The 22,960-nt window shown below is 35.9% G+C and carries 23 protein-coding genes; 17 read left to right on the forward strand and 6 right to left on the reverse strand.

Translation table 11 applies throughout. The features are described 5' to 3' along the window. Positions 1–117: 117 nt before the first annotated feature. A complete protein-coding gene (locus tag PH210_RS06735) occupies positions 118–1,359 on the forward strand; it encodes a Bcr/CflA family multidrug efflux MFS transporter (RefSeq protein ID WP_289984121.1) in 1,242 nt (413 codons plus the stop codon). A gap of 140 nt (positions 1,360–1,499) precedes the next feature. Here PH210_RS06735 and PH210_RS29960 read toward each other — a convergent pair whose 3' ends face one another. Both PH210_RS29960 and PH210_RS06740 read right to left on the reverse strand, forming a co-directional pair. Then, positions 1,500–1,574, reverse strand: coding sequence for a hypothetical protein (locus tag PH210_RS29960; protein ID WP_502306725.1), 75 nt, complete (start codon positions 1,572–1,574; stop codon positions 1,500–1,502). Beyond that, positions 1,546–2,229, reverse strand: a complete 684-nt coding sequence (locus tag PH210_RS06740; RefSeq protein ID WP_289984122.1) for an ABC transporter permease — start codon at positions 2,227–2,229, stop codon at positions 1,546–1,548. Before PH210_RS06740 ends, PH210_RS29960 begins: the two co-directional genes overlap by 29 nt. A gap of 169 nt (positions 2,230–2,398) precedes the next feature. Between PH210_RS06740 and PH210_RS06745 the strand changes: the two genes are divergently transcribed. Further along, positions 2,399–3,559 carry a two-component system sensor histidine kinase NtrB gene (locus PH210_RS06745; protein WP_289984124.1) on the forward strand — a complete coding sequence of 387 codons (1,161 nt, stop codon included), beginning with the start codon at positions 2,399–2,401 and terminating at the stop codon, positions 3,557–3,559. 167 nt (positions 3,560–3,726) lie between these two features. On the opposite strand, the gene PH210_RS06750 is transcribed toward PH210_RS06745, so the two are convergent. Next, entirely contained in the window at positions 3,727–4,341 is a 615-nt protein-coding gene (locus PH210_RS06750) for a DUF47 domain-containing protein (protein WP_289984126.1), read from the reverse strand. Positions 4,342–4,757: 416 nt separating this feature from the next. Here PH210_RS06750 and PH210_RS06755 point away from each other — a divergent pair, with 416 nt between their 5' ends. Further along, positions 4,758–5,591, forward strand: coding sequence for an SPL family radical SAM protein (locus PH210_RS06755; RefSeq protein WP_289984128.1), 834 nt, complete (start codon positions 4,758–4,760; stop codon positions 5,589–5,591). 152 nt (positions 5,592–5,743) lie between these two features. Here PH210_RS06755 and brnQ read toward each other — a convergent pair whose 3' ends face one another. Further along, on the reverse strand, positions 5,744–7,099 hold the full coding sequence (brnQ, locus tag PH210_RS06760) for a branched-chain amino acid transport system II carrier protein (RefSeq protein WP_289984129.1): 1,356 nt from the start codon (positions 7,097–7,099) through the stop codon (positions 5,744–5,746). An 830-nt stretch (positions 7,100–7,929) separates the two neighbouring features. Here brnQ and PH210_RS06765 point away from each other — a divergent pair. From PH210_RS06765 to ytaF, 3 genes are all read left to right on the forward strand, one after another. Next, on the forward strand, positions 7,930–8,343 hold the full coding sequence (locus PH210_RS06765) for a MerR family transcriptional regulator (protein WP_289984130.1): 414 nt from the start codon (positions 7,930–7,932) through the stop codon (positions 8,341–8,343). A 204-nt stretch (positions 8,344–8,547) separates the two neighbouring features. Continuing rightward, positions 8,548–9,852: a hemolysin family protein gene (locus PH210_RS06770; protein ID WP_289984131.1), complete on the forward strand. Its 1,305-nt coding sequence runs from the start codon at positions 8,548–8,550 to the stop codon at positions 9,850–9,852. A 376-nt stretch (positions 9,853–10,228) separates the two neighbouring features. After that, positions 10,229–10,834, forward strand: a complete 606-nt coding sequence (gene ytaF / locus PH210_RS06775) for a sporulation membrane protein YtaF (RefSeq protein ID WP_289984132.1) — start codon at positions 10,229–10,231, stop codon at positions 10,832–10,834. 45 nt (positions 10,835–10,879) lie between these two features. On the opposite strand, the gene PH210_RS06780 is transcribed toward ytaF, so the two are convergent. Next, positions 10,880–11,866, reverse strand: coding sequence for an acyltransferase family protein (locus tag PH210_RS06780; RefSeq protein ID WP_289984133.1), 987 nt, complete (start codon positions 11,864–11,866; stop codon positions 10,880–10,882). A gap of 324 nt (positions 11,867–12,190) precedes the next feature. Here PH210_RS06780 and PH210_RS06785 point away from each other — a divergent pair, with 324 nt between their 5' ends. From PH210_RS06785 to PH210_RS06810, 6 genes are all read left to right on the forward strand, one after another. Then, a complete protein-coding gene (locus PH210_RS06785; protein WP_289984134.1) occupies positions 12,191–12,931 on the forward strand; it encodes a cation diffusion facilitator family transporter in 741 nt (246 codons plus the stop codon). 213 nt (positions 12,932–13,144) lie between these two features. After that, on the forward strand, positions 13,145–13,567 hold the full coding sequence (locus PH210_RS06790) for a MarR family winged helix-turn-helix transcriptional regulator (RefSeq protein ID WP_289984136.1): 423 nt from the start codon (positions 13,145–13,147) through the stop codon (positions 13,565–13,567). A gap of 62 nt (positions 13,568–13,629) precedes the next feature. Further along, on the forward strand, positions 13,630–14,028 hold the full coding sequence (locus PH210_RS06795) for a DoxX family protein (protein WP_289984137.1): 399 nt from the start codon (positions 13,630–13,632) through the stop codon (positions 14,026–14,028). A 138-nt stretch (positions 14,029–14,166) separates the two neighbouring features. Continuing rightward, on the forward strand, positions 14,167–15,105 hold the full coding sequence (locus PH210_RS06800; RefSeq protein WP_289984139.1) for a ring-cleaving dioxygenase: 939 nt from the start codon (positions 14,167–14,169) through the stop codon (positions 15,103–15,105). A 23-nt stretch (positions 15,106–15,128) separates the two neighbouring features. Next, positions 15,129–15,737 carry a flavin reductase family protein gene (locus PH210_RS06805; protein ID WP_289984140.1) on the forward strand — a complete coding sequence of 203 codons (609 nt, stop codon included), beginning with the start codon at positions 15,129–15,131 and terminating at the stop codon, positions 15,735–15,737. Positions 15,738–15,804: 67 nt separating this feature from the next. Then, positions 15,805–16,416, forward strand: a complete 612-nt coding sequence (locus tag PH210_RS06810) for an alpha/beta hydrolase (RefSeq protein WP_289984141.1) — start codon at positions 15,805–15,807, stop codon at positions 16,414–16,416. 133 nt (positions 16,417–16,549) lie between these two features. Here PH210_RS06810 and pdxR read toward each other — a convergent pair whose 3' ends face one another. Beyond that, positions 16,550–17,953, reverse strand: a complete 1,404-nt coding sequence (gene pdxR, locus PH210_RS06815; protein ID WP_289984142.1) for a MocR-like pyridoxine biosynthesis transcription factor PdxR — start codon at positions 17,951–17,953, stop codon at positions 16,550–16,552. 104 nt (positions 17,954–18,057) lie between these two features. On the opposite strand from pdxR, the gene pdxS reads away from it, so the two are divergent. The 5 genes from pdxS (at position 18,058) to xerS (ending at position 22,851) form a co-directional block, all read left to right on the forward strand. Next, positions 18,058–18,942, forward strand: a complete 885-nt coding sequence (pdxS, locus tag PH210_RS06820; RefSeq protein WP_289984144.1) for a pyridoxal 5'-phosphate synthase lyase subunit PdxS — start codon at positions 18,058–18,060, stop codon at positions 18,940–18,942. A 1-nt stretch (position 18,943) separates the two neighbouring features. Then, complete coding sequence (gene pdxT, locus PH210_RS06825; protein WP_289984145.1) at positions 18,944–19,534, forward strand: pyridoxal 5'-phosphate synthase glutaminase subunit PdxT; 591 nt, start codon at positions 18,944–18,946, stop codon at positions 19,532–19,534. 458 nt (positions 19,535–19,992) lie between these two features. Beyond that, positions 19,993–20,391, forward strand: a complete 399-nt coding sequence (locus tag PH210_RS06830; protein ID WP_289984147.1) for a DoxX family protein — start codon at positions 19,993–19,995, stop codon at positions 20,389–20,391. A gap of 118 nt (positions 20,392–20,509) precedes the next feature. Next, positions 20,510–21,487: a ring-cleaving dioxygenase gene (locus tag PH210_RS06835; RefSeq protein ID WP_289984148.1), complete on the forward strand. Its 978-nt coding sequence runs from the start codon at positions 20,510–20,512 to the stop codon at positions 21,485–21,487. 275 nt (positions 21,488–21,762) lie between these two features. Next, the gene (gene xerS, locus PH210_RS06840; RefSeq protein WP_289984149.1) at positions 21,763–22,851 is read left to right on the forward strand and encodes a tyrosine recombinase XerS; all 1,089 of its coding nucleotides are present in this window, start codon (positions 21,763–21,765) and stop codon (positions 22,849–22,851) included. The last annotated feature ends 109 nt before the right edge of the window (positions 22,852–22,960 follow it).

Consider the following 22,960-nt stretch of genomic DNA (forward strand, 5'->3'; position numbering starts at 1 on the left):
CCATGGAAATTAATTGTTTACCCTTGAGCAAGGTTCAGGGTATAATAAACATTATTATTTAGGATACCGAAATAACACAACAGGTAAAAATCTTCTTTAATAGAAAGGCGATGGACATTGAATAAACCTAGTGGAAAAAAACGAATACAGCTTGCCATACTCCTTGGATCACTTGGACTGTTAGGACCTTTTACAATCGATACGTATTTACCGTCCTTTCCAACGATTGTAAAGGATTTTCATACGACTGCTTCACTCGTACAAATTAGTTTAACTTCCTGTTTATTAGGATTGGGATTAGGGCAATTGTTTATTGGTCCTTTTAGTGATGTGAAAGGCCGCCGAAAACCCTTGCTCATCTTTATCACATTGTACTTACTTGCTTCTATCACATGTGCGTTGGCGCCCAATATCTATTTTCTAATCGTTGCTCGATTAGTCCAGGGCTTTGCTGCTGCCGGCGGACTTGTGATCTCTAGAGCGATTGTCCGCGATCTTTTTAGTGGAAGGGAACTGACCAAGTTTTTTACCATGATGGTGTTAGTGGGTAACCTCGGGCCGATCGTGGCACCGATTGCCGGAGGGGGCATTCTTGCTTTTTCCAATTGGCATGGGGTTTTCTTAGCTTTGGCTATTATCGGTGCGGTGTTGCTCTTTATTGTTGCTTTAAAATTAGAAGAATCGCTTCCAGAACAAAACCGTGTCCCAAGCAATTTACCGCAAATCATGAAAAACTTTGGTTCATTATTCAAAGACCGAACGTTCATGGGCTACGCACTAACGCAAGGTTTTACTACGGCAGGAATCTTTGCCTATGTATCTGGGATTCCGTTTGTCTATCAGAATATTTACCATGTCACACCGCAGCAATTTAGTTTATTATTTGGGACAAATGGAATAGCCTTAATTATTGGAAGTCAGTTGGTTGGCCGCTTGGCAGACATTATCCCGGAGCGGAAATTCTTAAAGATTGGGTTAGCCATCTCTACCATATCAGGCTTATTGTTACTGATTGCACTGTTATTAAAAGCTCCGCTTTTCGCGGTCGCAATTCCGATTTTCTTTTTTGTAGGTTCGATCAGTATTATTGGAACCACATGTTTTGCCTTAGCGATTGAAACGCAAGGACATATTGCGGGAAGTGCCTCTGCATTACTTGGTTTATTGCCATTTGTCCTTGGCTCATTATCGGCTCCACTTGTGGGAATAGCAGGGGCGTATACAGGCGTTCCAATGGGCTTGGTCATCTTTTGCTCCAGTTTTCTAGCTTTCCTATCTTATTATGTGTTGGTAAGAAAAGCTTCACTGCGCATACAAATTTCTAATGAACAGTGCTCAGTAAAGAAACCTAGTATCTAAAAATATAAATGAAAAGGAGAACACATTTTCGTTAACCCGGAAATGTGTTCTCCTTTTTTTGCTTAATAGGGAATCCCCTCCGCCTCAGGCTTGAGGGAGAGGGGCACACCCTTGGAAAGAATTTTATTCGTCAACTATGTTTAGGCTGCTACATCTCTACGTGTAAATATAAGCCAGGAAATCAGATTAAACACTAGGAAATAGACAGCGAGCACAACGATGGAAAAGGACTTGAAAAGGATGTCCGGCCAGGTACTGGGTGAGATCGGTATTGGCGAACAACAGGTACTTGCTCCAATCGAACCGATGCAGTGCACCTAAAACAATCCTGCCTCCAAACAAGGCGCCAATGGAAAACCCAATTGCCATCGCGCTGCTTCGGAAGGAGGATGAGATCATAAAGGCCATGGTTATGTACATGACCGTGGATACCCCATTAAGCATATACGTTTTCCACAGATTGAGAACCATATTCTTTTCCACGATAAGCCCATCCTCATTCATGCTGACCAACGGCAGATCCATGTAACCAAAACCGTATAAGATTCCGTTAACTAGGACGGATATGACAAACAGAGTGAGTAATAACAGCATACCGAACAACAGAAAAGAGATATACTTGGAGACGAGGATCTTAACCCGGCTAGCCGGCCTGATGAGCAGCAGCTTGATAGTACCGAACGAAAATTCACCCGCCACACTGTCTCCCACAATGATGATGGTGAAAATGGTAATTAGGATCATCATATTAGCTGAACCGTTCACGCCATCCCACATCGTACCGTCCGTCGAGCGAATATTTTGCTTCAAGTGATAATCGTTAAGGACAATCTGCTCCTGATAGAACTTTCGGTCATCATCAATTTCCATTCAGTTTTTGTAAAAACAAAAAAAGCACTCCCATTGTAAGGAAATACTCTAGGATTTATCTTATAAAGGGCTTTTTTATTTAAAGGTATCATTTAACTGAGGTATTTAGTCGGAATTTAGAGTATAATCAATAGGATGCGCCTTAGATTAATGAATCGGAGAGAACCAAATGTTTTTTCGCTTAATGTATCATATCGTCTTGCCTATTTATGTCATTTTTGTTATTTTTTCCTCGATAACGTTGAATAGATCCCAAAACCATTTTTTAGTAATCTTACTGGGGATTCTTTTTATAACAAGTATTTATTTGGAAAGTATTTATCCGCGCTATAAGAAATATATATCAGCTATTGAATTAATTTTGTTACTATTATTCCATTTTACGAGTCAGCTGAATTGGTGTTTCTCCATTTACATCATTTTACTAAGTAAGTTCTTATTTCAAATCAGAGGAGCCCTTAAGGGGATTTTTCTTGGTTTTGTTATGATTGCATTTTACTCAGTTATTCGAATTTCGTATACTCCTCTTGATTCCTATAGCATCCTGGCGATTGGGTCAGATTTCTTAACTTCCTTAGCAGTGGTACTGATCATTCAATACATCATTGAAGTGGAAAGACAAAAAAATGTGCTTAAAGAAGAGAAGAAGCGGGAAGAATTGCGTTTAAAAGAGGAAAAAATGAATCTTTTAAGTGAAATGGCTGCTGGACTCGCTCATGAAATCAGAAACCCTTTAACAATCATTCAGGGGTTTCTTCAACACTCCAAACATAATCAATATAATATACAGCCTTGGTATGATTTATTCTTGAGTGAAGTCAAAAGGATGAATAAATTAACGACCGAGTTTCTTCAATTTTCAAAGCCAAATGTTTCTTTATATCAGTCTCATTCCATCCATGAGTGTCTTACGACAGTAATCTCCTTAACTGAATCTAGAGCCAACAGTTTAGGACATCAGATCGTATACAGGGAGTACAATTCGCATCTTTCTATACAGATGGATTTCGATAAAATGGTACAAGTGTTTGTCAATTTAATAAACAATTCCATTCAATCGATGGTTGATAGCGGCACGATTACGATCCGATTGTTAGAAATTAACAACAATGCGGTTGTTGAGGTTATGGACACGGGTATAGGTATTAATAAGGCAGATTTGGAAAAAATCTTTAATCCATTTTATACAACGAAACCTGATGGAACAGGGCTGGGGCTTTCTATTTGTCAAAAAATCATTCTGGATCACGGGGGAACCATTGAGGCTGCAAGCACTCTGAATCATGGAACTTCGTTTACCATTTGTTTTCCTATTAATAGTGCCGAATGAAAGTAAAATAATAATAGAAAAACTGCCAGGCTTCTTATTCCTGGCAGTTTTTCTTTTTAATCCCTTACAATTTTGTGAAACGTGATTAGATGTGTATTATTTCTTTCAGTTGCAGCCCCCTTTGAGGGAGCCAACTTACAAGAATTCCGTATGAAGATTGGCGACAGTTAAGCATTCTTCATAATAATTATTTCAAATGTATTAGCTACTGATTTGCAGCAGTTAACTATTTCTTCTAGCCCCTCATAAATTTGTTTGTATTTAATAATGCGGATAGGGTCTTTTTCTAAAGTAAATAAATTTTTAATGGATTCACGGAAAATGTGGTCACAATAGGGTTCTTTTTCTTTAATTTTGATTGCGTGTTCTCTAATATTTAGCAATTTCTTTTTTGATAGGAGTTCAATAGCTGCATCAATTTCGGATGTACAATTTTTGATGGCATTAACAAATTTAAGAATAAAATCGTCCATTTCCATCATGGAATACATTTCAAATAGGGCAGCTGTATGGTATAAACCGTCCAAAATATCATCCATGCATATTGAAAGAGCTAAAATATCTTCACGATCTATTGGAGTAATGAAAGTATTATTAAGTTCACTAATAAGATCATGTACCATGGTATCTCCGTTAGATTCAAATTCTTTCATCTTCTCAGAAAAAATTTTAAGATCATTACCATTATTTAATTTAAAGTCAGCAAAATAGTTAGCACTTTCTTTTAAGTTTAAAGAAATACTCTTTAAATAATTAAAAAACTTGTCATTCTTTTTTGCCATTAAATTACCCCCACATTGTCCAACAAGTGTAATTGCCAAAAAAGATTCTTATAAAAACTTTATCCATACTCTTTTACATGCAATTACTATAATAAATGCAACTATCAGTCAACTCGTAACGGCTTACGTCCAACCCGCTGGTCAATTGGATTGTCTACCGGACATTTAGGCTAATATGCTCTAAATAGTTGAAAGATAAGGGATCCGTATACAGTAAACTCGATGGGGGAGTTCCTGGGCAAACGAACTGGTTAGAACCTGTCAATGATAAATGGTATAATAAGTTATTATTTTATATAAAAAAGTCGATTTTCCATTTTTGTGGGAGTCGACTTTTTTATATAACCTGGGAAGAATTGTACTAAACTAAATTGACGGAGTTATTAAAATTCCTTGTAAAGAGAGGATCGTAAAATATGGGGATTGAAATAAAAGATACGTTAGCGAAGAAAATTCTCACTGAAGCAAAGGGGTATTTGGATGTAGGATTTACTCATTCATTAAATCCTTATAGCGGATGTGGGTATTCATGCAAATATTGCTATGTAAGAGAAATGCCAATTCAGAGATTCAAAGAAATCCCGTGGGGACAATGGTTGGACATAAAAACAAATGCAGCTGATAATTACCGAAAAGAAATCATCAAACTTCGTAACAAACATAATCCCGTGAACATTTTTATGTCCTCCGCAACAGACCCTTACCAACCCATTGAGCGTAAAGCAAACATTTCAAGAAAGATATTGGAAGAAATGATTCAAAACCCGCCAGATTTTCTTCAAATTCAAACTCGAGGACCACTTATTACAAGGGATATTGATTTGTTAATACAATTGAAAGAAAAATGCGAGGTCCTTGTATCCATGACGATTGAGACTGATAGAGATGATATAAGGAAGATTTTTGCACCATATGCACCTAGTATTAAATTGCGGGTAAAAGCATTAAAGAAACTTCACGATGCAGGAATATCCACCCAAGCTTCCATTTCTCCAGTTTTGCCGTTTACTCCTGAGTTTCCAAAAATATTGCATGGAATTGTGGACCATATTTGGATTGATACTTTATCCATTGGGGATGGGGCGATGGGGAAGCGATCAGAGAGATTAGGAATGCCAAATTTATTTCATGAACATGAATTATCAAAGTGGTACCAAAAAGATCTACACATTAAGGTGGAAAAACATTTTAATAAATATTTTTTAAAGGGAATAGTGCGAGTTTCTAAACAGGAAGCATTCCCAAAATAAACCTAAAAAAGCAGGAGGGGCTATAGTCAGCTATTATGGTGTTAGCGAAATCGAAGTTTATAAGGAAGGAACAAAAGAGAAGTGCCAATCATGACACTTCTCTACCTTTTATGAAATAACAAAAACTGACATTAAAATGGGTGATTCTTACTTTATGATTGAATAGCATGCTTTTTGGACTCCGTTGGCCAGAAATAGCCGATAATTGCACCAACTACTGCTGGTAATATCCATCCAAGACCAATACTGTAAAGCGGTAAATATTCAATATACGCAGCTTTAATAGATTCGAAAAAAGAAATGGCCGCCCCCGGCATGCTTCCAACTAACGTGCTGTAACCATCAAAGAAACTTACACAAAAAGTAAGGAGCATAGACGCTGCATATACACTTTGCTTATGATTAAAAAATGATGAACAGAGCGTCAACAAAATTAGAACAATCGCCAAAGGATATAATAACATTAATACCGGAACAGCATATTGAATTATATTGTTTAAGCCAAAATTAGCAATGATAAATGACATAAGGCTTAAGATAAGCACGAACATTTTATAGCTTACTTTTGGGAAAATACTATTGAAAAATTCACTACAAGAGGTAATGAGTCCAATGCTCGTTTTTAAACATGCCAGTACAATTATAATGGCAAGAAGGATCGCACCAAATTCTCCAAAGTAATGCTGGGCGACTTTAGCAAAGATTAAACCGCCATTATCGAATGTACCGATGATAGATACGCTTGATGCCCCCATATAAGTAATGAGGCCATAGATCAACATCATTAGTGCCATAGCAAAAATGCCTGATTGCCATGTTGCTTTTGCAATGGTCCTCTTATCCGTAATCCCTTGTCCCTTAATAGCATTGATGACAACAATACCAAATGCTAATGAAGCAAGGGCATCCATCGTGTTATACCCCTCTTTAAAACCAGTTATAAATGCCAAATGGCTGTAATCACCCGTTGGCGTTCCGAAGGATCCCATAGGTTTGACAATCGCGATAATAATTAAAAAGAATAAAAATATTAAAAATGCAGGTGTTAGATATTTTCCGATATAGTCAATAATTTTCGCAGGATTTAATGAGAAATAGTAGACGATGGCGAAAAATACAAAGCTAAAGAGCCCAAGATATAAACTGGCGTGATCAGGATTAATAAATGGTTCAAAACCGACTACGAAAGGTACTGTTGCTGTACGTGGAATCGCGAAAAACGGGCCAATTGTTAAGTAAAGGGCCATGGCGAAGACGACTCCAAATTTCGGATGGACCCGTTCTCCTAATTCACGAAGTCCATTACTTGCAGATAGTCCGAATGCTAAGATCCCCATAAATGGCAAACCAATTGCTGTTACTAGGAAACCAATTAAAGCTGGCCAAAAGTGAGTACCGGCGACTTGTCCCATCTGAATAGGGAAAATCAAATTTCCAGCCCCAAAGAACATACCAAACAACATCGTACCGATGACTGCATATGTTCTGAATGATATTTTTTGATGCATACATGTAGCTCCTTCTAGATGAATTTCATTTATTTTAACACCATTTAGAATTGTTGGCTATCCTATAATGACTGCTTAATGGGAGATTGGAAGTAAGTCATGAATATTTTGGGTCGTTTAAATGTTATGCCATTGAAGTTGAAAACGCTTTAAACTCTGATCCGGCGGTTCAGTAATTGGTAGTGGCAGGTGCTTCTTATTAATAATGGGTTGAGGTCGTCCATTGCGAAGTGACTCTGAAACCAGTGATGCAAGTGAGTGAGGAAGAATTGATTCTTTTTTATAAGGGGAAGGTCGGATATCTTATATTTTTCATTAAAATCACAACAATGTTGTTAATAATTTATTAATAATTATGTGTTAGAATTCAGATCAATATGGGTATTTACTCTAATAAAGTCTTCATTGAGATTCTTGATTATTTATTTTAGAAAGGTGACCTTCCTCAGATGACGGTGTTTTTTTTCTTAAAAACAGTAGGAATTGTCCTTATATTGAAAGGAATTAGAGATTCATTTTTAATACTTAAGGAGCATTTTAAAAAGAAGATTCAATTTAAATTTCGTCTAATTTCCATTCTAAAAAGTGGCTATTACTTTTTAACAGGCTGCTTTTTATTTTATTTTCAAATCCTTGATATGCAATTACATCAACTGTATTTCATGGGAGCATTCTATTTTGGAATGTCCACCATTTTTTGGCTTATCCTTAATCAACTAGAAAGAGAGGAATAATCGAGTATTTTTTACTACAAAAACCATAACGTTGACTGTACGGTTTCGTTTGTGATATATTTAACATATTTAGAAAGGGGTGAGTAAGTTGGGAAGTTGTATCGGATTGGTGAAATAGCCAGTTTAATGAGCATTTCAAAAAGAACGATTGATTATTACACCCAAATAGGCTTACTGAACCCTGTAAGGTCGGATTCTAATTATCGGATGTACGGAGAAGAGTCTATTCAAATTTTAAAATTGGTTGAACATTATAAGACTCTTAATATGCCGCTTGACGAAATTAAATCTTCGATAAAAATGATCAATTTTGATACTGTCATTGATAAAGACAAAATGGAAAAACATTGTGAACAGATTGCTGTTCTCATGGAGCATCTTAAAGAGGAAATAAAGGTAATGGAGCCTATTCTTCAAAAATTAAACGATGATGAAAAAGAAATGCTCGTTAATAAACTTTCCTTACAGGGAGTTACATTGGCTCAAACATTGTTATTATTATTTGGTTAAAGAGGTAAATGTTTAGATGTTGTTCCATCCAATGGATGGCTGCAGCATTGATTTCTGTTCTTGAATTATTAAAATTTGTCATGATTTTCTTTCAATGAAACAATGAAGAACAGGAAGATTAATATCTTTGGATTATCTTAGACTAACTTTGTTTTACTAAAATAGGAGGTGTATTCCTTACTTAACTATTAAGTGAGGAGATTATTGATAATAATTAATTTGATTACCATAGCAATTTTAATTGCTTTTACGGCTTTTTTCGTATCATATGAATTTGCCATTGTTAAAATACGAGGTTCACGAATTGATCAACTGGTTGCAGAAGGAAATAAAAACGCCATTGCAGCTAAAAAAATTATTACTAACCTAGACGAATATTTATCAGCATGTCAGTTAGGTATTACAGTCACAGCATTAGGTTTAGGTTGGCTGGGTGAACCAACGGTAGAGCATATCCTTCACCCATTGTTGGTCAGCCTTAACCTGCCAGAATCTGTTTCAAGTATTGTATCATTTGTTATCGCCTTTGCTTCTGTAACATTTATCCACGTTGTGGTAGGAGAACTAGCTCCCAAAACGGTTGCGATTCAAAAAGCGGAAGCTGTCACTTTATTATTCGCGAGACCAATGATTCTGTTTTATAAAATTATGTATCCTTTTATCAAATTATTAAATGGATCTGCACGTTTGATTATCGGCATCTTTGGCTTAAAACCTGCTTCAGAACACGAAGTTGCTCACTCGGAAGAAGAACTTCAATTAATCATTTCCGAAAGCTATAAAAGCGGGGAAATTAATCAATCTGAGTATAAATATGTGAACAACATATTTGAATTCGATGATCGAATTGCAAAAGAAATTATGGTGCCACGTACAGAAATTGTAGCGCTGGATAAATCACAAACTTTAGCAGAATGCCTGGAAATCGTTAAAAGCGAAAACTATACAAGGTACCCAGTCATCGATGGGGAAAAAGATAACATCGTAGGTATGCTAAACATGAAGGAAGTTTTAACGGACTATATCATTAACAATAATTTAAATACTCCAATCGACCAATATGTACGTCCTGTGATCCAGGTTATTGAATCGATTGCAATCCATGATTTGTTATTAAAGATGCAAAAAGATCGCATTCATATGGCAATATTAGTGGATGAATATGGTGGTACGGCAGGTTTAGTAACGGTCGAGGATATTCTAGAGGAAATTGTCGGTGAAATTCGAGATGAATTTGATGCTGATGAAGTTCCAGAGATAAATAAAATTAATGACAATAAAACAATTGTAGACGGAAAAGTGCTTATTGAAGAAATAAATGATTTATTTGGATTAGATTTAGAAGACGAGGATATTGATACCATTGGTGGATGGATATTATCCAAAAAGATGGATGTTGTCGAAGGCGATATTATTAATCATGGTGAATTTGACATTAAAGTCCTTGAAGTTGATGGGTATCATATCAAGTCTTTAGAAATAGTAAAAAAGCAAGAATCTCTTGCTTAAATAGATGAATCCCTCTTAATTAGAGGGATTATTTTATTTCATTTCTATCCCGTATAAATAATACATGTGTTGACATTTAAATTCTTTATGAAAAAATCATTTCGAAAATGGATCGATAGAGGAAATTTAAGATTATAAAATAAAAAGTCGGCTTCTGAGATTGGAAGCCGGCTTTTTCGATTTCATTTTCCTTTAAATACCCGAATATCATGAAAAGGTTATTTGTGAATGAAAGGAAAAAGAGGTTCCTTATAAAAATCTTTAATGTTGTAGTGTTGATTCTAATTAACATAATTCAAACGATTTGAATATATAAATACACATAAGAATTTTTCCTGAAAACAACTGGACGAACGCACACACATTGGAGGAAAGTATGCATTATTTGTCTATATTGTTAATTGGTATTGCGTCGAATCTAGATAATTTAGGCATTAGTGTTTCGTATGGATTAAGGTCAACACGAATTCCATTTGTTTCAAATTTAATTATTGCAATAGTTTCCATGTTTTGTGCTTATCTTTCAATCAATGCAGGGGAATTTATCTCAAAGTTTATTTCTATCGGATTGGCCAATTTTGCAGGTGGTTTGATTATTATTTTTATCGGGGTTAAATGCATTGTAGATTCCTCCTCTGCACATTCATCTCCAATGGAAGTGAAAGTTGATTCTAATTTTTCTAATGTTATTACTCATCCAGATTCAGCAGATATAAATGATGATAAAGTGATTTCTATTAAAGAGTCGATTTTCTTAGGATTTGCGTTAGCAATCAATTGTTTAGCAATGGGATTGGGAGCAGGTATTACAGGTGTTTCGCCTGTTTTAACCACCGTATCTATTGGAGTATTTTCCTTCTTATCAATTTGGAGTGGAATAAAACTTGGCAGTAAGATTTGCGATATGAACATTGGCAGATACTCTAATATTGTTGCAGGTATCCTGTTAATTTTGATTGGTGTTTATGAAATGATTGTATAAAGAATCGATAAAAAAAGAGAGTTGGTTTTTCCCAACTCTCTTTCGTTATAATCTTAATTCAATCAATGGCCGTGTGTATTTTTGAATCAAATAATTTCCTAATAATATGCATAGCCCAAGAGAAAAAATTATGAGCATCAAGTAATGATCTGAAACTTCATCTAGTACATCATCTGAGACGATGGTTTGAATCGTTTTTATGATAAATCCGTGCAGGAGATATATATACAAGGTCCTTTGGCCAATCTCCGTCATTTTAAATTCATTAGTTGGAACAATGGCCAAAAAGCCATAAATAACGATTAAAGTTACTAAATATTGTGAAGAACGTAACAAACCACTACCTAGTCCCTTCAAGCCCATATTCGCATATGAAGTATCACCTAGCAGCCACGGTATACCATCCTTTGGAAAGAAAAATCCCACAAACAGCATCGTACATAAAAGAATAACAAATCCAATGAAAGTTGAATTTTTAACTTTTTTAACAATTTTTAAATGCTTCGGTTCCAATAAAAAACCTAGAAGAAAATAAGGAAAAAACACAAAAGTTCTTGATAATGATAGATAACTGCCAACATTATCAATATAACCAATGCCTATACCGATTGCTATTGCTATAACAAACCCAATCCATTTCAATCTTGCAAAAACATAAAGGAGTAGATTCCAACTGAATAAACTTAGTAAAAACCACAATGTCCAATGCGGCTTGAGGAGATCGAAATTAAGCGTGGATTCATGCCCATTCATATAATAAAAAATAGAATAAATCACTTGGAAAATTAAATAGGGTAATAAGATCTTCTTTACCGTTTTTAAGAAATAACCTTTCTTATTGAATCCTTTAGAAAAATATCCAGAAATAAGGATGAACGCTGGCATATGAAAAAGAAATATGACCGAGTATAAAGAAAATAGAAAATCGTCATTACCTTTTAATGGGCTAATCACATGACCGAATACCACTAAAAAAATTAAGATAAATTTTGCGTTGTCGAAGTAAAGACTTCTCCTATAAGAGGAAGCCATTTTAATGAACACCCCCTAGTTCTTATCCAAATCCATTAAATTTTGTGAAAATCCTCTAATATTATACCTCCGGTAATTCCCTTTTCAAGAGTGCATTAAACTAGTAAATATGTACTCTTCTGTTAAATAATGGGTTAATAGCTTACAATTTAAAACGGTAAGTCGAATTTGGGAGTTTTATCATTTATACAAGTGGAATGTTTTATTTTTATACATGTATTTTTACTTTTTCAACTCTTAAAAAGTTTACAAAAAATTGATCCTATCAATATTTTCCATATTTATTGGGACAATATAAAAAACAAGAGTGGGGGAGGTAAGCATATGAAAATTAGGCAGTTTATTGAGTCAGTAAAAAAAGGGAACAAATCTTCAGCATTTGCCATGACCGGTAATACGCTTATTGCTGTAACTGAATTTATAGCAGGAAGCATTAGTGGGAGCGGAGCTATGTTTGCCGCAGCTATGCACTCATTAGGAGATGCAGTTAACCAATGTTTCATTTTTATAGGAAGTGTTTTATCTCAAAAAAAACCGTCAAAACGGTTTCCAAATGGTTTCGAACATTTGAACCATATTTTTGGCATGATTGCCGCATTGATAGTCTTCGCAATGGCAGTTGAAACCATCTCTGAGGGATGTCATTTCATTTATCATCCTGTTGAACCAGGTAAAGGTCTTTTGATGAACATATTTATTTTAATTCTAAACCTGGTTATTGATGGAGCAGTTTTAATTAAGGCAATGAAAGAAATAAATCATGGTTCTGGGATAACGGTAAAAGGGCTCAGAATTGTCCTTGAATCATTTAAAAATGTCGGCAGAGCCACTCCTCCAACAAGATTTGTCTTCTATGAAGATCTTGTGTCCGTCACAAGTGCCTTATTGGCCTTATTTGCAGTAGTAGTAACCTCGATTACAAATTTACATCTTTTAGATGGAGTATTCACCGTCATCATTGGATTGTTAATGATAGGTGTTTCAATTCGTTTGGCCTACGATAATATTGTAGAACTAATTGGAGGCTCAACAATTGTGAGATTAAAGAACGAATGGGAAAAATAACATGAATAGGACGTATAAATTTATGTTAAAAAAGGCGTAAGTTGAGAGTCAAATGTTTTGCCAAACAGGAGCTTCGGTTCCTGTTAAACCGTTTGACTCAATATGTTGTTCTTTAAGTTTATAAATTGGTTATTGACAAAAAAAAATATAAGTATTATTATTATCTCAGATTCAAGATAATTTAATTCAAGATTTTTTGAGGGGGTGTAATGAATGGAGAGGAAATGCAATAATCTTCCCTTTCTGATATTAATGCAAACATCTAAAGCAATTCATGAACGAATAAAAGAAGAAATGGCCAAAAATAAGTTAAGTATTACGGAATTTTCTGTTTTAGAGGTACTTTATCAAAAAGGGAAACAAACGATTCAACAAATTGGAAATTGCATCTTGATCTCAAGTGGTTCGATGACCTATGTTATAGATAAGCTGGAGCAAAAAGGTTTATTAAGCCGAAATGCCTGTCCAGATGACCGCCGAGTGATCCATGTGACATTAACTGATGATGGAAATGAGCTAATGAATGTCATCATGCCAGAATATCATGATTCTGTTAATCAGATGTTTGAATCATTAGATGATGATGAGGCCGAGACATTGGTGCAGCTTTTGAAAAAAGTAAGGGATATCGTTTAAATATCATTTTTTTTATTAATATATCTCGAATCCGAGATAAAAAATTTTAGGAGGATTTTAAGATGATAAATATCGGTTTATTAATCATTCGTTTGGTAATTGGTTTATTATTCGTTGGACATGGAGCTCAAAAATTGTTTGGTTGGTTTGGCGGCCATGGATTGAAAGGAACTGGAGGATGGTTTGAATCCATTGGCATGAAACCGGGAGTAACCATGGCTCTTATTGCAGGGTTAGCAGAATTTGTTGGCGGAATATTGTTTGCATTAGGGCTTTTAACCCCAGTAGCAGGAATTTTGATCGCTGGAACTATGGCTATGGCAATCATAAAAGTTCATGCGCCAAACGGATTATGGATTACATCAAATGGATATGAATTTAACTTAACATTACTTGCAGTGGCAATTGGTGTTGCCTTAATCGGTCCTGGTAAATATGCTTTAGATGCTTTTTTATTCTAAATATCTCAATTTAAAGATTCTTAAATTAAGACAAATAATTGAGTTTTAAATCCTTAAAAGGAACAAAATAAAGTATCTTGTTTAGTTAAATACTGGATTTTAATTTATAATTTTAAATTATAAAGGAGTGTTGAAAAAATGAGTAAGAAAACAATGGGTATTCACCATATCACAGCAATCGTAGGGCATCCGCAAGAAAATGTGGATTTTTACGCAGGAGTTTTGGGATTACGTTTGGTTAAGCAAACGGTCAATTTTGATGATCCAGGCACCTATCACCTTTATTTCGGTAATGAAGGTGGAAAACCAGGAACCATTATTACATTCTTTCCATGGGCTGGAGCACGTCAGGGAGTCATTGGAGATGGTCAAGTAGGGGTTACTTCTTATGTAGTTCCGAAAGGTGCCATGAAATTCTGGGAAAAAAGGTTAGAAAAATTTAAGGTACCTTTCACAAGAATGGACCGCTTCGGAGAGCAATATTTGGAATTTGATGATCCACACGGTCTTCACTTGGAAATTGTGGAAAGAGAAGATGGAGAAATAAATACCTGGACTTTCGGTGAGGTTGCACCTGAAGTTGCTATCAAAGGTTTTGGCGGCGCAACTCTATTATCGACCCAGCCTAACAAAACGGCTGAATTATTAGAAAAAGTAATGGGGCTTGAATTAGTCGGTAAGGAAGGAGATTTCGCACGTTTTCGTTCCACTGCTGATATTGGAAATATTATCGACGTTAAATTAACTCCAATCGGTCGTGGGCAAATGGGTGTAGGAACGGTCCATCACATTGCATGGCGGGCTATTGATGACGAAGATCAATTAGATTGGCAAAAGTATGTGGCTGCGAATGGATATGGCGTCACTGCTGTAAAGGACAGAAACTACTTTAATGCCATTTATTTCAGAGAGCATGGAGAGATTCTATTTGAAATTGCCACTGATCCTCCAGGTTTTGCTCATGATGAATCGCAAAAGACAATGGGAGAAAAATTGATGCTTCCATCGCAGTATGAGCCTCAAAGAGAAAAAATTGAAAGAGTATTATTACCATTTGAAGTAAGAGAACTAGACTGATTTTATGAAAAGGGATGATTTCTTTGCTTTCAATCGATCCAGCCACATTGTCCGAAAGAGAAAATTATAAATTTCTAATAGGCAGCATCATACCTAGACCGATTGCTTTCGTCACCACCATTTCAAAAGACGGCGTTTTAAATGGGGCACCATTTAGTTATTTTAATATCGTGTCATCCAATCCCCCGATGATTTCTTTATCTATACAACGGTCATCGGGGAAACAAAAAGATACAGCGAGGAACATCATGGAGTCAAAAGAGTTTGTGGTTCATATTGTGGATGACCACAATGTTGAAAAAATTAATAAAACAGCCGCAAACCTTCCTCCTGACGAGAGTGAGATTGAGTTAGCTAACTTAACTCCAGTTGAAAGTGCGAAGATTTCAGTTCCTGGAGTAAAGGAAGCAAAAATTCGAATGGAATGTTCGATGGAGCATTCCATCGAACTAGGTGGCTCAGATACTCCAGGATGTGATTTAATTATAGGAAAAGTTGTTCAATTTCATATCGATAGCGATATTTATGAAAACGGAAGAATCGATCCAAGGAGATTAGGTGCTGTAAGTCGATTGGCTGGAAATAACTATGCTAAAATTGGTGAGATCTTTGAAATTGAAAGGCCTAAGTAATTGGAAAATAAGAATTAGTAGAAACCTTGCCTCCAGTGGAGGTTCGTGTTTTGGAGGGAGATAAATCATGAAACATATATTCAATAAGGGACAAGATCCAACAAAACCAACATTATTATTGCTTCATGGTACTGGTGGTAATGAATTAGACCTGCTTCCTCTTGCGGGAAGAATTGATGAAGAGGCTTCAGTCTTAAGCGTCCGAGGAAATGTATTAGAAAATGGAATGCCTAGATTCTTCCGAAGATTGGCGGAGGGAGTATTTGATATAGAAGACCTTATTTTCCGAACTAAAGAACTAAATGATTTTTTAGATGGGGCAGCTGAGAAATATGGTTTCGACCGAGATAATATTATTGCCATTGGATACTCAAATGGAGCCAATATAGCTGCAAGTTTATTATTCCACTATCAAAATGCCTTAAAGGGCGCCATTCTTCATCACCCTATGGTACCGAGAAAAGGAATTGAACTTCCCGATTTATCGGGGAAACATGTGTTTATTGCTGCTGGTTCAAATGATCCGATTTGCTCACCAATGGAATCAGCGGAATTACAATCATTATTAGAAAATGCGAATGCGAAGGTAGAACTACATTGGGAAAATAGAGGTCATCAATTAACAATGCAAGAAGTCGAGGCTGCAGCCGACTGGTATCGCAAGGTGATAATCAAATAAACGTGCCAATAATTAAAAAAAACTAATCGGGAGCACTTCCGATTAGTTTTTTTGTGGATAATAAAAACACCAAAGATGGGTGATAAACGTTTAGGAAAATTGGGAAGGACGGTTCTAATCGCACATAAAGCCATTAGAACCTTCTCCCCGGCATCCAACATTTCATTAATTGGTGTATGCCTTTTTCAATTTGGTCCAATGGAATGCTGCCGAAACCTAATAGGAAAGTTGGATATTGATAGTCAATGGGACTTAACAGATAATCGCTTACTGGATAGATGGCAATATGGTCCTTTGCCGCCATTTGTTTTAACTGATTTTCCCCTTTTGACAGGGGAACGGAAATTAAAATGTGCATTCCTGCCAGGTCTCCGGTGATCTTGACATCCGGATAATACGTTTCTAATATCCGGGTTAATTTTTCATGTTTTTTGCCATAAATTTTCCGCATCCTGTTTAAGTGTTTGGAAAAATAACCATCTCTCATAAAGTCAGCTAAAATATGCTGATCGAATCTCGGTACGGTTGATGAGTAAAAACTGAATGTCTCCTTATATTTTTGCAGTAAGGTTGAAGGTAAGACACAATATGCAACACGTAAGGAAGGCATTAATGATTTGGTAAACGTGCTCAAATAAATAACTTTTTCGTTTTGGTCTAATCCTTGTAAAGCGGGAATAGGTTTTCCAATATAACGAAACTCACTATCGTAATCGTCTTCAATGATGTAGCGATTTTCATCTTTTGCTGCCCAGTTTAATAGCTGCGTTCTTCTGGTTGCTGATAGAACCGCACCCGTAGGGAATTGGTGTGAAGGTGTAATGTAAACAACATTGGCAATTGTTTTTTCAAGTTCATCCACTATTAAACCATCTTCATCAACCGAAATGGGGATGGCCCTATTTTGCAAGTGTATTTTTGGGATGGCTGAATATCCGGGATTTTCAAGGGCGAATTTTAAATCATTTCCAAGTAACCTTAGAATCATTGGAAGCAGCTGTTCCGTTCCCGAACCAATGACAATTTGTTCAGGCTTACAAACTATCCCCCTTGATTGATAAAGATATTTAGAAATTTCAGCTCTTAATGCGTATTCTCCTTGAGGGTCTCCAATTTGTAACAACTCTTTTGAACTATGATCATATAAATTTTTTGCATATTTTCGCCAAAGTGAAAAAGGGAAGGAGTCTGAATCAATTTTTCCTGGATGAAAGTCGAATTGATATATTTTTTTTTCGACCTTTTCTACAGGCATGTTTAATAGCTCTTTTTCAATATACGGTAATTCATCAATCTCTTCTACAAAAAAACCAACGCGGGGTTTAGATCCCACATAGCCTTCTGCGATAAGTTGGGCATAGGCAATTTCAATGGTTGTTTGACTGATATTTAAAAATTCAGCTAATTTTTTTTTGGATGGTAATTTGGTGCCAACTTCAATTTGTTTTTGGATAATGGCGTCTTTGATACCGATATAAAGCTGTTCATATAAAGGTTTTGCTGTACTTTTATCCAATTTAAACATGAGCATATCCATCTGCAATCTCCCCAACTGACCATATTAATTTTTAAAAAATTGAACCTTTTCTTAAAGTCAATTTCTATTATACTAGTAATCATCAAATATATGGAGGTTTTTTTATGAAACAAGTTGGAACTGAAAGAGTAAAACGTGGTATGGCAGAAATGCAAAAAGGCGGCGTGATTATGGATGTCATTAATGCCGAGCAAGCAAAAATTGCAGAGGCTGCAGGTGCAGTTGCTGTTATGGCTTTAGAGCGGGTACCATCCGATATTCGAAAAGCTGGCGGCGTAGCTCGTATGGCCGATCCTCGAATTGTAGAAGAAGTATTGAACGCTGTTACGATTCCAGTCATGGCAAAAGCACGTATTGGTCATATTGTCGAAGCACGTGTATTAGAATCAATGGGCGTTGATTACATAGATGAAAGTGAAGTATTAACACCTGCTGATGAGGAATTCCATTTATTAAAAAGCGACTACACCGTACCTTTTGTATGTGGATGCCGCGATTTAGGGGAAGCTGCTCGTCGTATTGGAGAAGGGGCTTCCATGTTACGTACGAAGGGTGAACCGGGAACAGGAAATATTGTCGAAGCTGTTCGTCATATTCGTAAAGTTAATTCACAGGTAAGACGCGTTGTTAGTATGAGCACAGATGAATTAATGACAGAAGCAAAAATTTTAGGTGCACCATTTGAATTATTATTAGAAATTAAAAAATTAGGGCGCTTACCAGTTGTAAATTTTGCTGCTGGCGGGGTGGCAACACCTGCCGATGCCGCTTTAATGATGGAACTTGGAGCAGATGGTGTATTTGTTGGATCAGGTATTTTCAAGTCTGATAACCCAGAAAAATTCGCACGTGCCATTGTAGAAGCAACGACGCACTATCAGGACTATAAACTAATTGCTGCAATTTCAAAAGAGTTAGGGACACCGATGAAAGGTATTGATATTGCAACGCTAAATGCAAGTGAACGTATGCAGGAACGTGGTTGGTAATATGTTGAAAATTGGGATACTTGCCTTACAAGGTGCAGTCAGAGAGCATATAAGACAAATTGAAGAGCTTGGCTGCAGGGCCATTTCAGTTAAATCGGCTGAAGATCTAAAAGAATTGAATGGTCTTGTACTGCCTGGCGGAGAAAGTACAACAATGCGGAAACTGTTGGACCGATACGAGTTGCTTGAACCCATTCGTGCTTTAGCCGCCGCGGGAGTTCCGATGTTTGGAACCTGTGCAGGCCTGATTTTATTGGCAAAAGAAATCGTTGGCTTTGATACGCCTCATCTAGGGGTGATGGACGTCGTCGTCGAACGGAATTCATTTGGTCGCCAAGTGGATAGTTTTGAAGTCGAGATGTCCATAAGAGGAGTGGGGAAGGATATTCCTGCTGTTTTTATCCGGGCGCCGCATATCGTTGCAGCAGGCGAAAACGTTGAAATTCTCGCAAAACATGAAGAGCGCATTGTTTTAGCACGAGAAGGCCAATTCTTAGGATGTTCCTTTCATCCGGAATTAACAGAGGATCTTAGAGTTATGAAGTATTTTATTGAAATGGTACGAGAGAACACAAATGTTTTAGCTCATTAGGAGCCACTGTATAACGACATAAAAGTCCTAAATTAAAAATCCCTTTAAATCAACATTTTGGGGTTTTATTTAGGACTTCTTGTCGTTAATGAGGGAAATGAAAGTCCTAAAATCAAAAGGTTAAAATGTAGACGAATGTATAAATTGCAGGATGAGAAACTTATTAAACTTGTTAGCGATTTAAAACTTTATCCTAAGGGTATTGACAAAAAGATTTATAAGTATTATTATTATCTCATATTCAAGATATTTTAATTCGAGATTTTTTAAGGGGGTGTACTAAATGAAGAGGAAATGCTCAAATTTGCCCTTTTTGATATTAATGCAAACAGCTAAAACTATTTATGATCCAATAAAGGAAGTTAAGGAATAAGGAATAAAGAATAAAGTATAAACTTTCATTTTTTTTAATACATTATCTCGAATTCGAGATAAATAACATTTAGGAGGATTATAAGATGATAAATATTGGCTTATTAATTATTCGTTTGGTAATTGGTTTACTATTTGTGGGTCACGGTGCTCAAAAATTATTTGGCTGGTTCGGTGGCTATGGATTAAAAGGAACCGGTGGATGGTTCGAATCCATCGGCATGAAACCAGGAGTAACCATGGCTCTTTTCGCAGGGTTAGCAGAACTTATTGGGGGACTATTGTTTGCATTAGGACTATTAACACCACTTGCCGGTATTTTGATTGCAGGGACTATGGTAATGGCGATTGTGAAGGTTCATGCACCTAACGGATTATGGGCAACAGCTAATGGATATGAATACAACTTAACTTTGCTTTCAGTTGCGATTGGTATAGCTTTGGTCGGTCCTGGTCAATATGCCTTAGATGCATTTTTATTCTAATAAAAATGTTCTTTTACGAGACCTTTTCCCCTAAAAGGGGAAATTTAATTTCAAACATAAATTTGTAGAGGTAAAGTTAAGACCCTTAATTTTAATATAAATCCAGGAGGGATATATAATGAACCATCTAAAAGGAATACACCATGTAACAGCAATTACTAGCAGTGCAGAAAAGAACTATGAATTTTTCACCTATGTTTTAGGTATGCGTCTAGTTAAAAAAACGGTCAATCAAGATGACATTCAAACCTATCATCTATTCTTTGCAGACGATAAAGGCAGCGCAGGCACAGACATGACTTTCTTCGATTTCCCTGGCATTCCGAAAGGGGTACATGGTACTAACGAGATTTCAAAGACATCTTTCCGTGTACCGAGTGATGAAGCATTAAACTACTGGGTAAAGCGTTTTGATCGTTTAGAAGTCAAACATACTGGAATCAAAGTACAATTTGGTAAGAAAACTCTCTCTTTCGTTGATTTTGATGATCAGCAATATCAATTGATTTCAGATGAATTCAATAAAGGAGTGGAATCTGGCACACCTTGGCAAAAAGGACCAATTCCACTGGAATATGCAATTACTGGTTTAGGACCTGTTTTTATCCGTATTGCCAACTTTGATTACTTTAAAGAAATGATGGAAAAAGTCCTATTATTTAAAGAGACGGACAAAGAAGGGTCATTCCATTTATTTGAAGTGGGGGAAGGCGGGAATGGTGCCTCGGTCATTGTAGAATATAATGCCATTCTTCCTGAAGCCCGGCAAGGTTTTGGTACGGTTCACCATGCAGCATTCCGTGTTGAGGATCGCTCTGTTTTAGAAGAATGGATTGAACGAATGAGTAGTTTTGGATTCCATACTTCAGGTTATGTAAATCGTCACTTTTTTGAGTCGTTATATGCAAGAGTGGCACCGCAAATTTTATTCGAGTTTGCTACAGATGGTCCTGGTTTTATGGGGGATGAACCTTATGAAACTCTTGGGGAAAAATTATCTTTACCACCATTTTTAGAGCCTAAACGTGAAGAAATAGAAAAATTAGTCCGCCCAATTGATACAATGAGAAGTACAAAGGAATTTATCAAAGAATAAAAAAATTAAACGTCATATAAATTATTCAAATAGAACCTTGCGTAGGTTCTATTTTTTTGTTCATACAAAGTAAATTTTGATTTCAATTTTTCTTGTCGTTCCGAAAGAAATAGGAACAGTTTCTTGAATTCAAGAGACGCTGGGATAACAGAGAGTTTAATGAACAATTGACGTTAGATTAATTTTAATACTTTAATCTAAAAAATATAAACTGCGTAAAATATAAATTTGACGCAGTTTATATCATGAAGTAAAATATTTAAGGAGGTGTTATTATGGTTAATCAGGCAAAACAAGAAAAATTCAAAAAACTTCAAGCCTTGCTCCGAGAATTGCCGTGGTATGTTGAAGAATACATAAATCATAAATTAAGAAATCTTTCGACCGCATCCCTGTATAATTACTGCCATGATTACAAAATCTTTTTTAATTGGATGCTTAGTGAAGGTCTATTTGAAGGTAGAATTGAAGATATTCCGTTAGATCGCCTAGAACGATTGACTGTGATAGAGATTGACGGATTTCTTAACTTTTTAAACTTCCAATTAAATAATAAAGAACTGACCGTAAATCGTAAATTATCCGCATTAAAATCCTTGTTCAACTACCTTCAAAATATTGCTGAGACATCGGAGTTAAAACCTTATATTAATCGGAATATCATGGCGAAAATTGATTTTAATGAAGTTAAAGAAAGCATGGAAACGAAAGCTACGAAAATGGAAGGAAAGATTCTACTTGGTGATGAATACGAGAAATTCCGCTTATTTATTGCCAATGATTATGGTGAATTGACCAAAGAAAACAAGAGATTATCCTACTTTTATCAATTAAATAAAGAACGTGATACTGCAATTGTATCGTTAATACTAGGATCTGGACTTCGCCTTTCAGAGCTGGTCGGAATTGATTTAGACGATATTGATTATAACAAGTATTGTGTACGAGTTATCCGAAAAGGAAATAAAGAACAATTCGTTTATTTTAGTCAAGTAGCTATGGCTGACCTCCAAGAATATTTAGCAGTCAGAACTGCCAAATACAATGTTGATAAAAATGAAAAAGCATTATTTGTTAGTGGACCAACTGGTCCTAAAGTAAAATCACGAAGATTAAAAGTTAGAGCCGTTGAAAATCTTATTGAAAAATATGCTGCTGCATTTGGCAAGCCGTCATTATCCGTACATAAGCTGCGTCATTCATTTGCAACTAGATATCATGCTGAAATAAATGATGTGCCAAAGCTAAGACGCCAGTTAGGTCATTCATCGATTCAAACGACGATGATCTATACGCATATTAAGAATGATGATTTAAAAATTGCGGTTGATAAAATGGATATGCCGAAGGAACAAATAGAATAAAAGCTGCCATTGCTGTGGCAGTTTTTTTGAATTAATAAGTTTACATAATATAATTATAATAAACAAAATTTAAAACATCTCAAAATCCAAGTATACTTAAGAAAGTGAG

The organism is Paenibacillus sp. BSR1-1 (assembly GCF_030403775.1).
In the GTDB taxonomy this organism is placed as follows: Bacteria; Bacillota; Bacilli; order Bacillales; family Cytobacillaceae; genus Neobacillus.

Bases quoted from the DNA above. Each gene is read 5' to 3' on its own strand.
- pdxS (WP_289984144.1), top strand. From the start codon at position 18,058: ATGAAACAAGTTGGAACTGAAAGAGTAAAACGTGGTATGGCAGAAATG.
- ytaF (WP_289984132.1), top strand. From the start codon at position 10,229: ATGCATTATTTGTCTATATTGTTAATTGGTATTGCGTCGAATCTAGAT.
- PH210_RS06810 (WP_289984141.1), top strand. From the start codon at position 15,805: ATGAAACATATATTCAATAAGGGACAAGATCCAACAAAACCAACATTA.
- xerS (WP_289984149.1), top strand. From the start codon at position 21,763: ATGGTTAATCAGGCAAAACAAGAAAAATTCAAAAAACTTCAAGCCTTG.
- PH210_RS06800 (WP_289984139.1), top strand. From the start codon at position 14,167: ATGAGTAAGAAAACAATGGGTATTCACCATATCACAGCAATCGTAGGG.
- PH210_RS06750 (WP_289984126.1), bottom strand. From the start codon at position 4,341: ATGGCAAAAAAGAATGACAAGTTTTTTAATTATTTAAAGAGTATTTCT.
- brnQ (WP_289984129.1), bottom strand. From the start codon at position 7,099: ATGCATCAAAAAATATCATTCAGAACATATGCAGTCATCGGTACGATG.
- PH210_RS06745 (WP_289984124.1), top strand. From the start codon at position 2,399: ATGTTTTTTCGCTTAATGTATCATATCGTCTTGCCTATTTATGTCATT.
- PH210_RS06785 (WP_289984134.1), top strand. From the start codon at position 12,191: ATGAAAATTAGGCAGTTTATTGAGTCAGTAAAAAAAGGGAACAAATCT.
- PH210_RS06790 (WP_289984136.1), top strand. From the start codon at position 13,145: ATGGAGAGGAAATGCAATAATCTTCCCTTTCTGATATTAATGCAAACA.
- PH210_RS06755 (WP_289984128.1), top strand. From the start codon at position 4,758: ATGGGGATTGAAATAAAAGATACGTTAGCGAAGAAAATTCTCACTGAA.
- PH210_RS06780 (WP_289984133.1), bottom strand. From the start codon at position 11,866: ATGGCTTCCTCTTATAGGAGAAGTCTTTACTTCGACAACGCAAAATTT.
- PH210_RS06835 (WP_289984148.1), top strand. From the start codon at position 20,510: ATGAACCATCTAAAAGGAATACACCATGTAACAGCAATTACTAGCAGT.
- pdxT (WP_289984145.1), top strand. From the start codon at position 18,944: ATGTTGAAAATTGGGATACTTGCCTTACAAGGTGCAGTCAGAGAGCAT.
- PH210_RS06795 (WP_289984137.1), top strand. From the start codon at position 13,630: ATGATAAATATCGGTTTATTAATCATTCGTTTGGTAATTGGTTTATTA.
- PH210_RS06830 (WP_289984147.1), top strand. From the start codon at position 19,993: ATGATAAATATTGGCTTATTAATTATTCGTTTGGTAATTGGTTTACTA.
- pdxR (WP_289984142.1), bottom strand. From the start codon at position 17,953: ATGGATATGCTCATGTTTAAATTGGATAAAAGTACAGCAAAACCTTTA.
- PH210_RS06740 (WP_289984122.1), bottom strand. From the start codon at position 2,229: ATGGAAATTGATGATGACCGAAAGTTCTATCAGGAGCAGATTGTCCTT.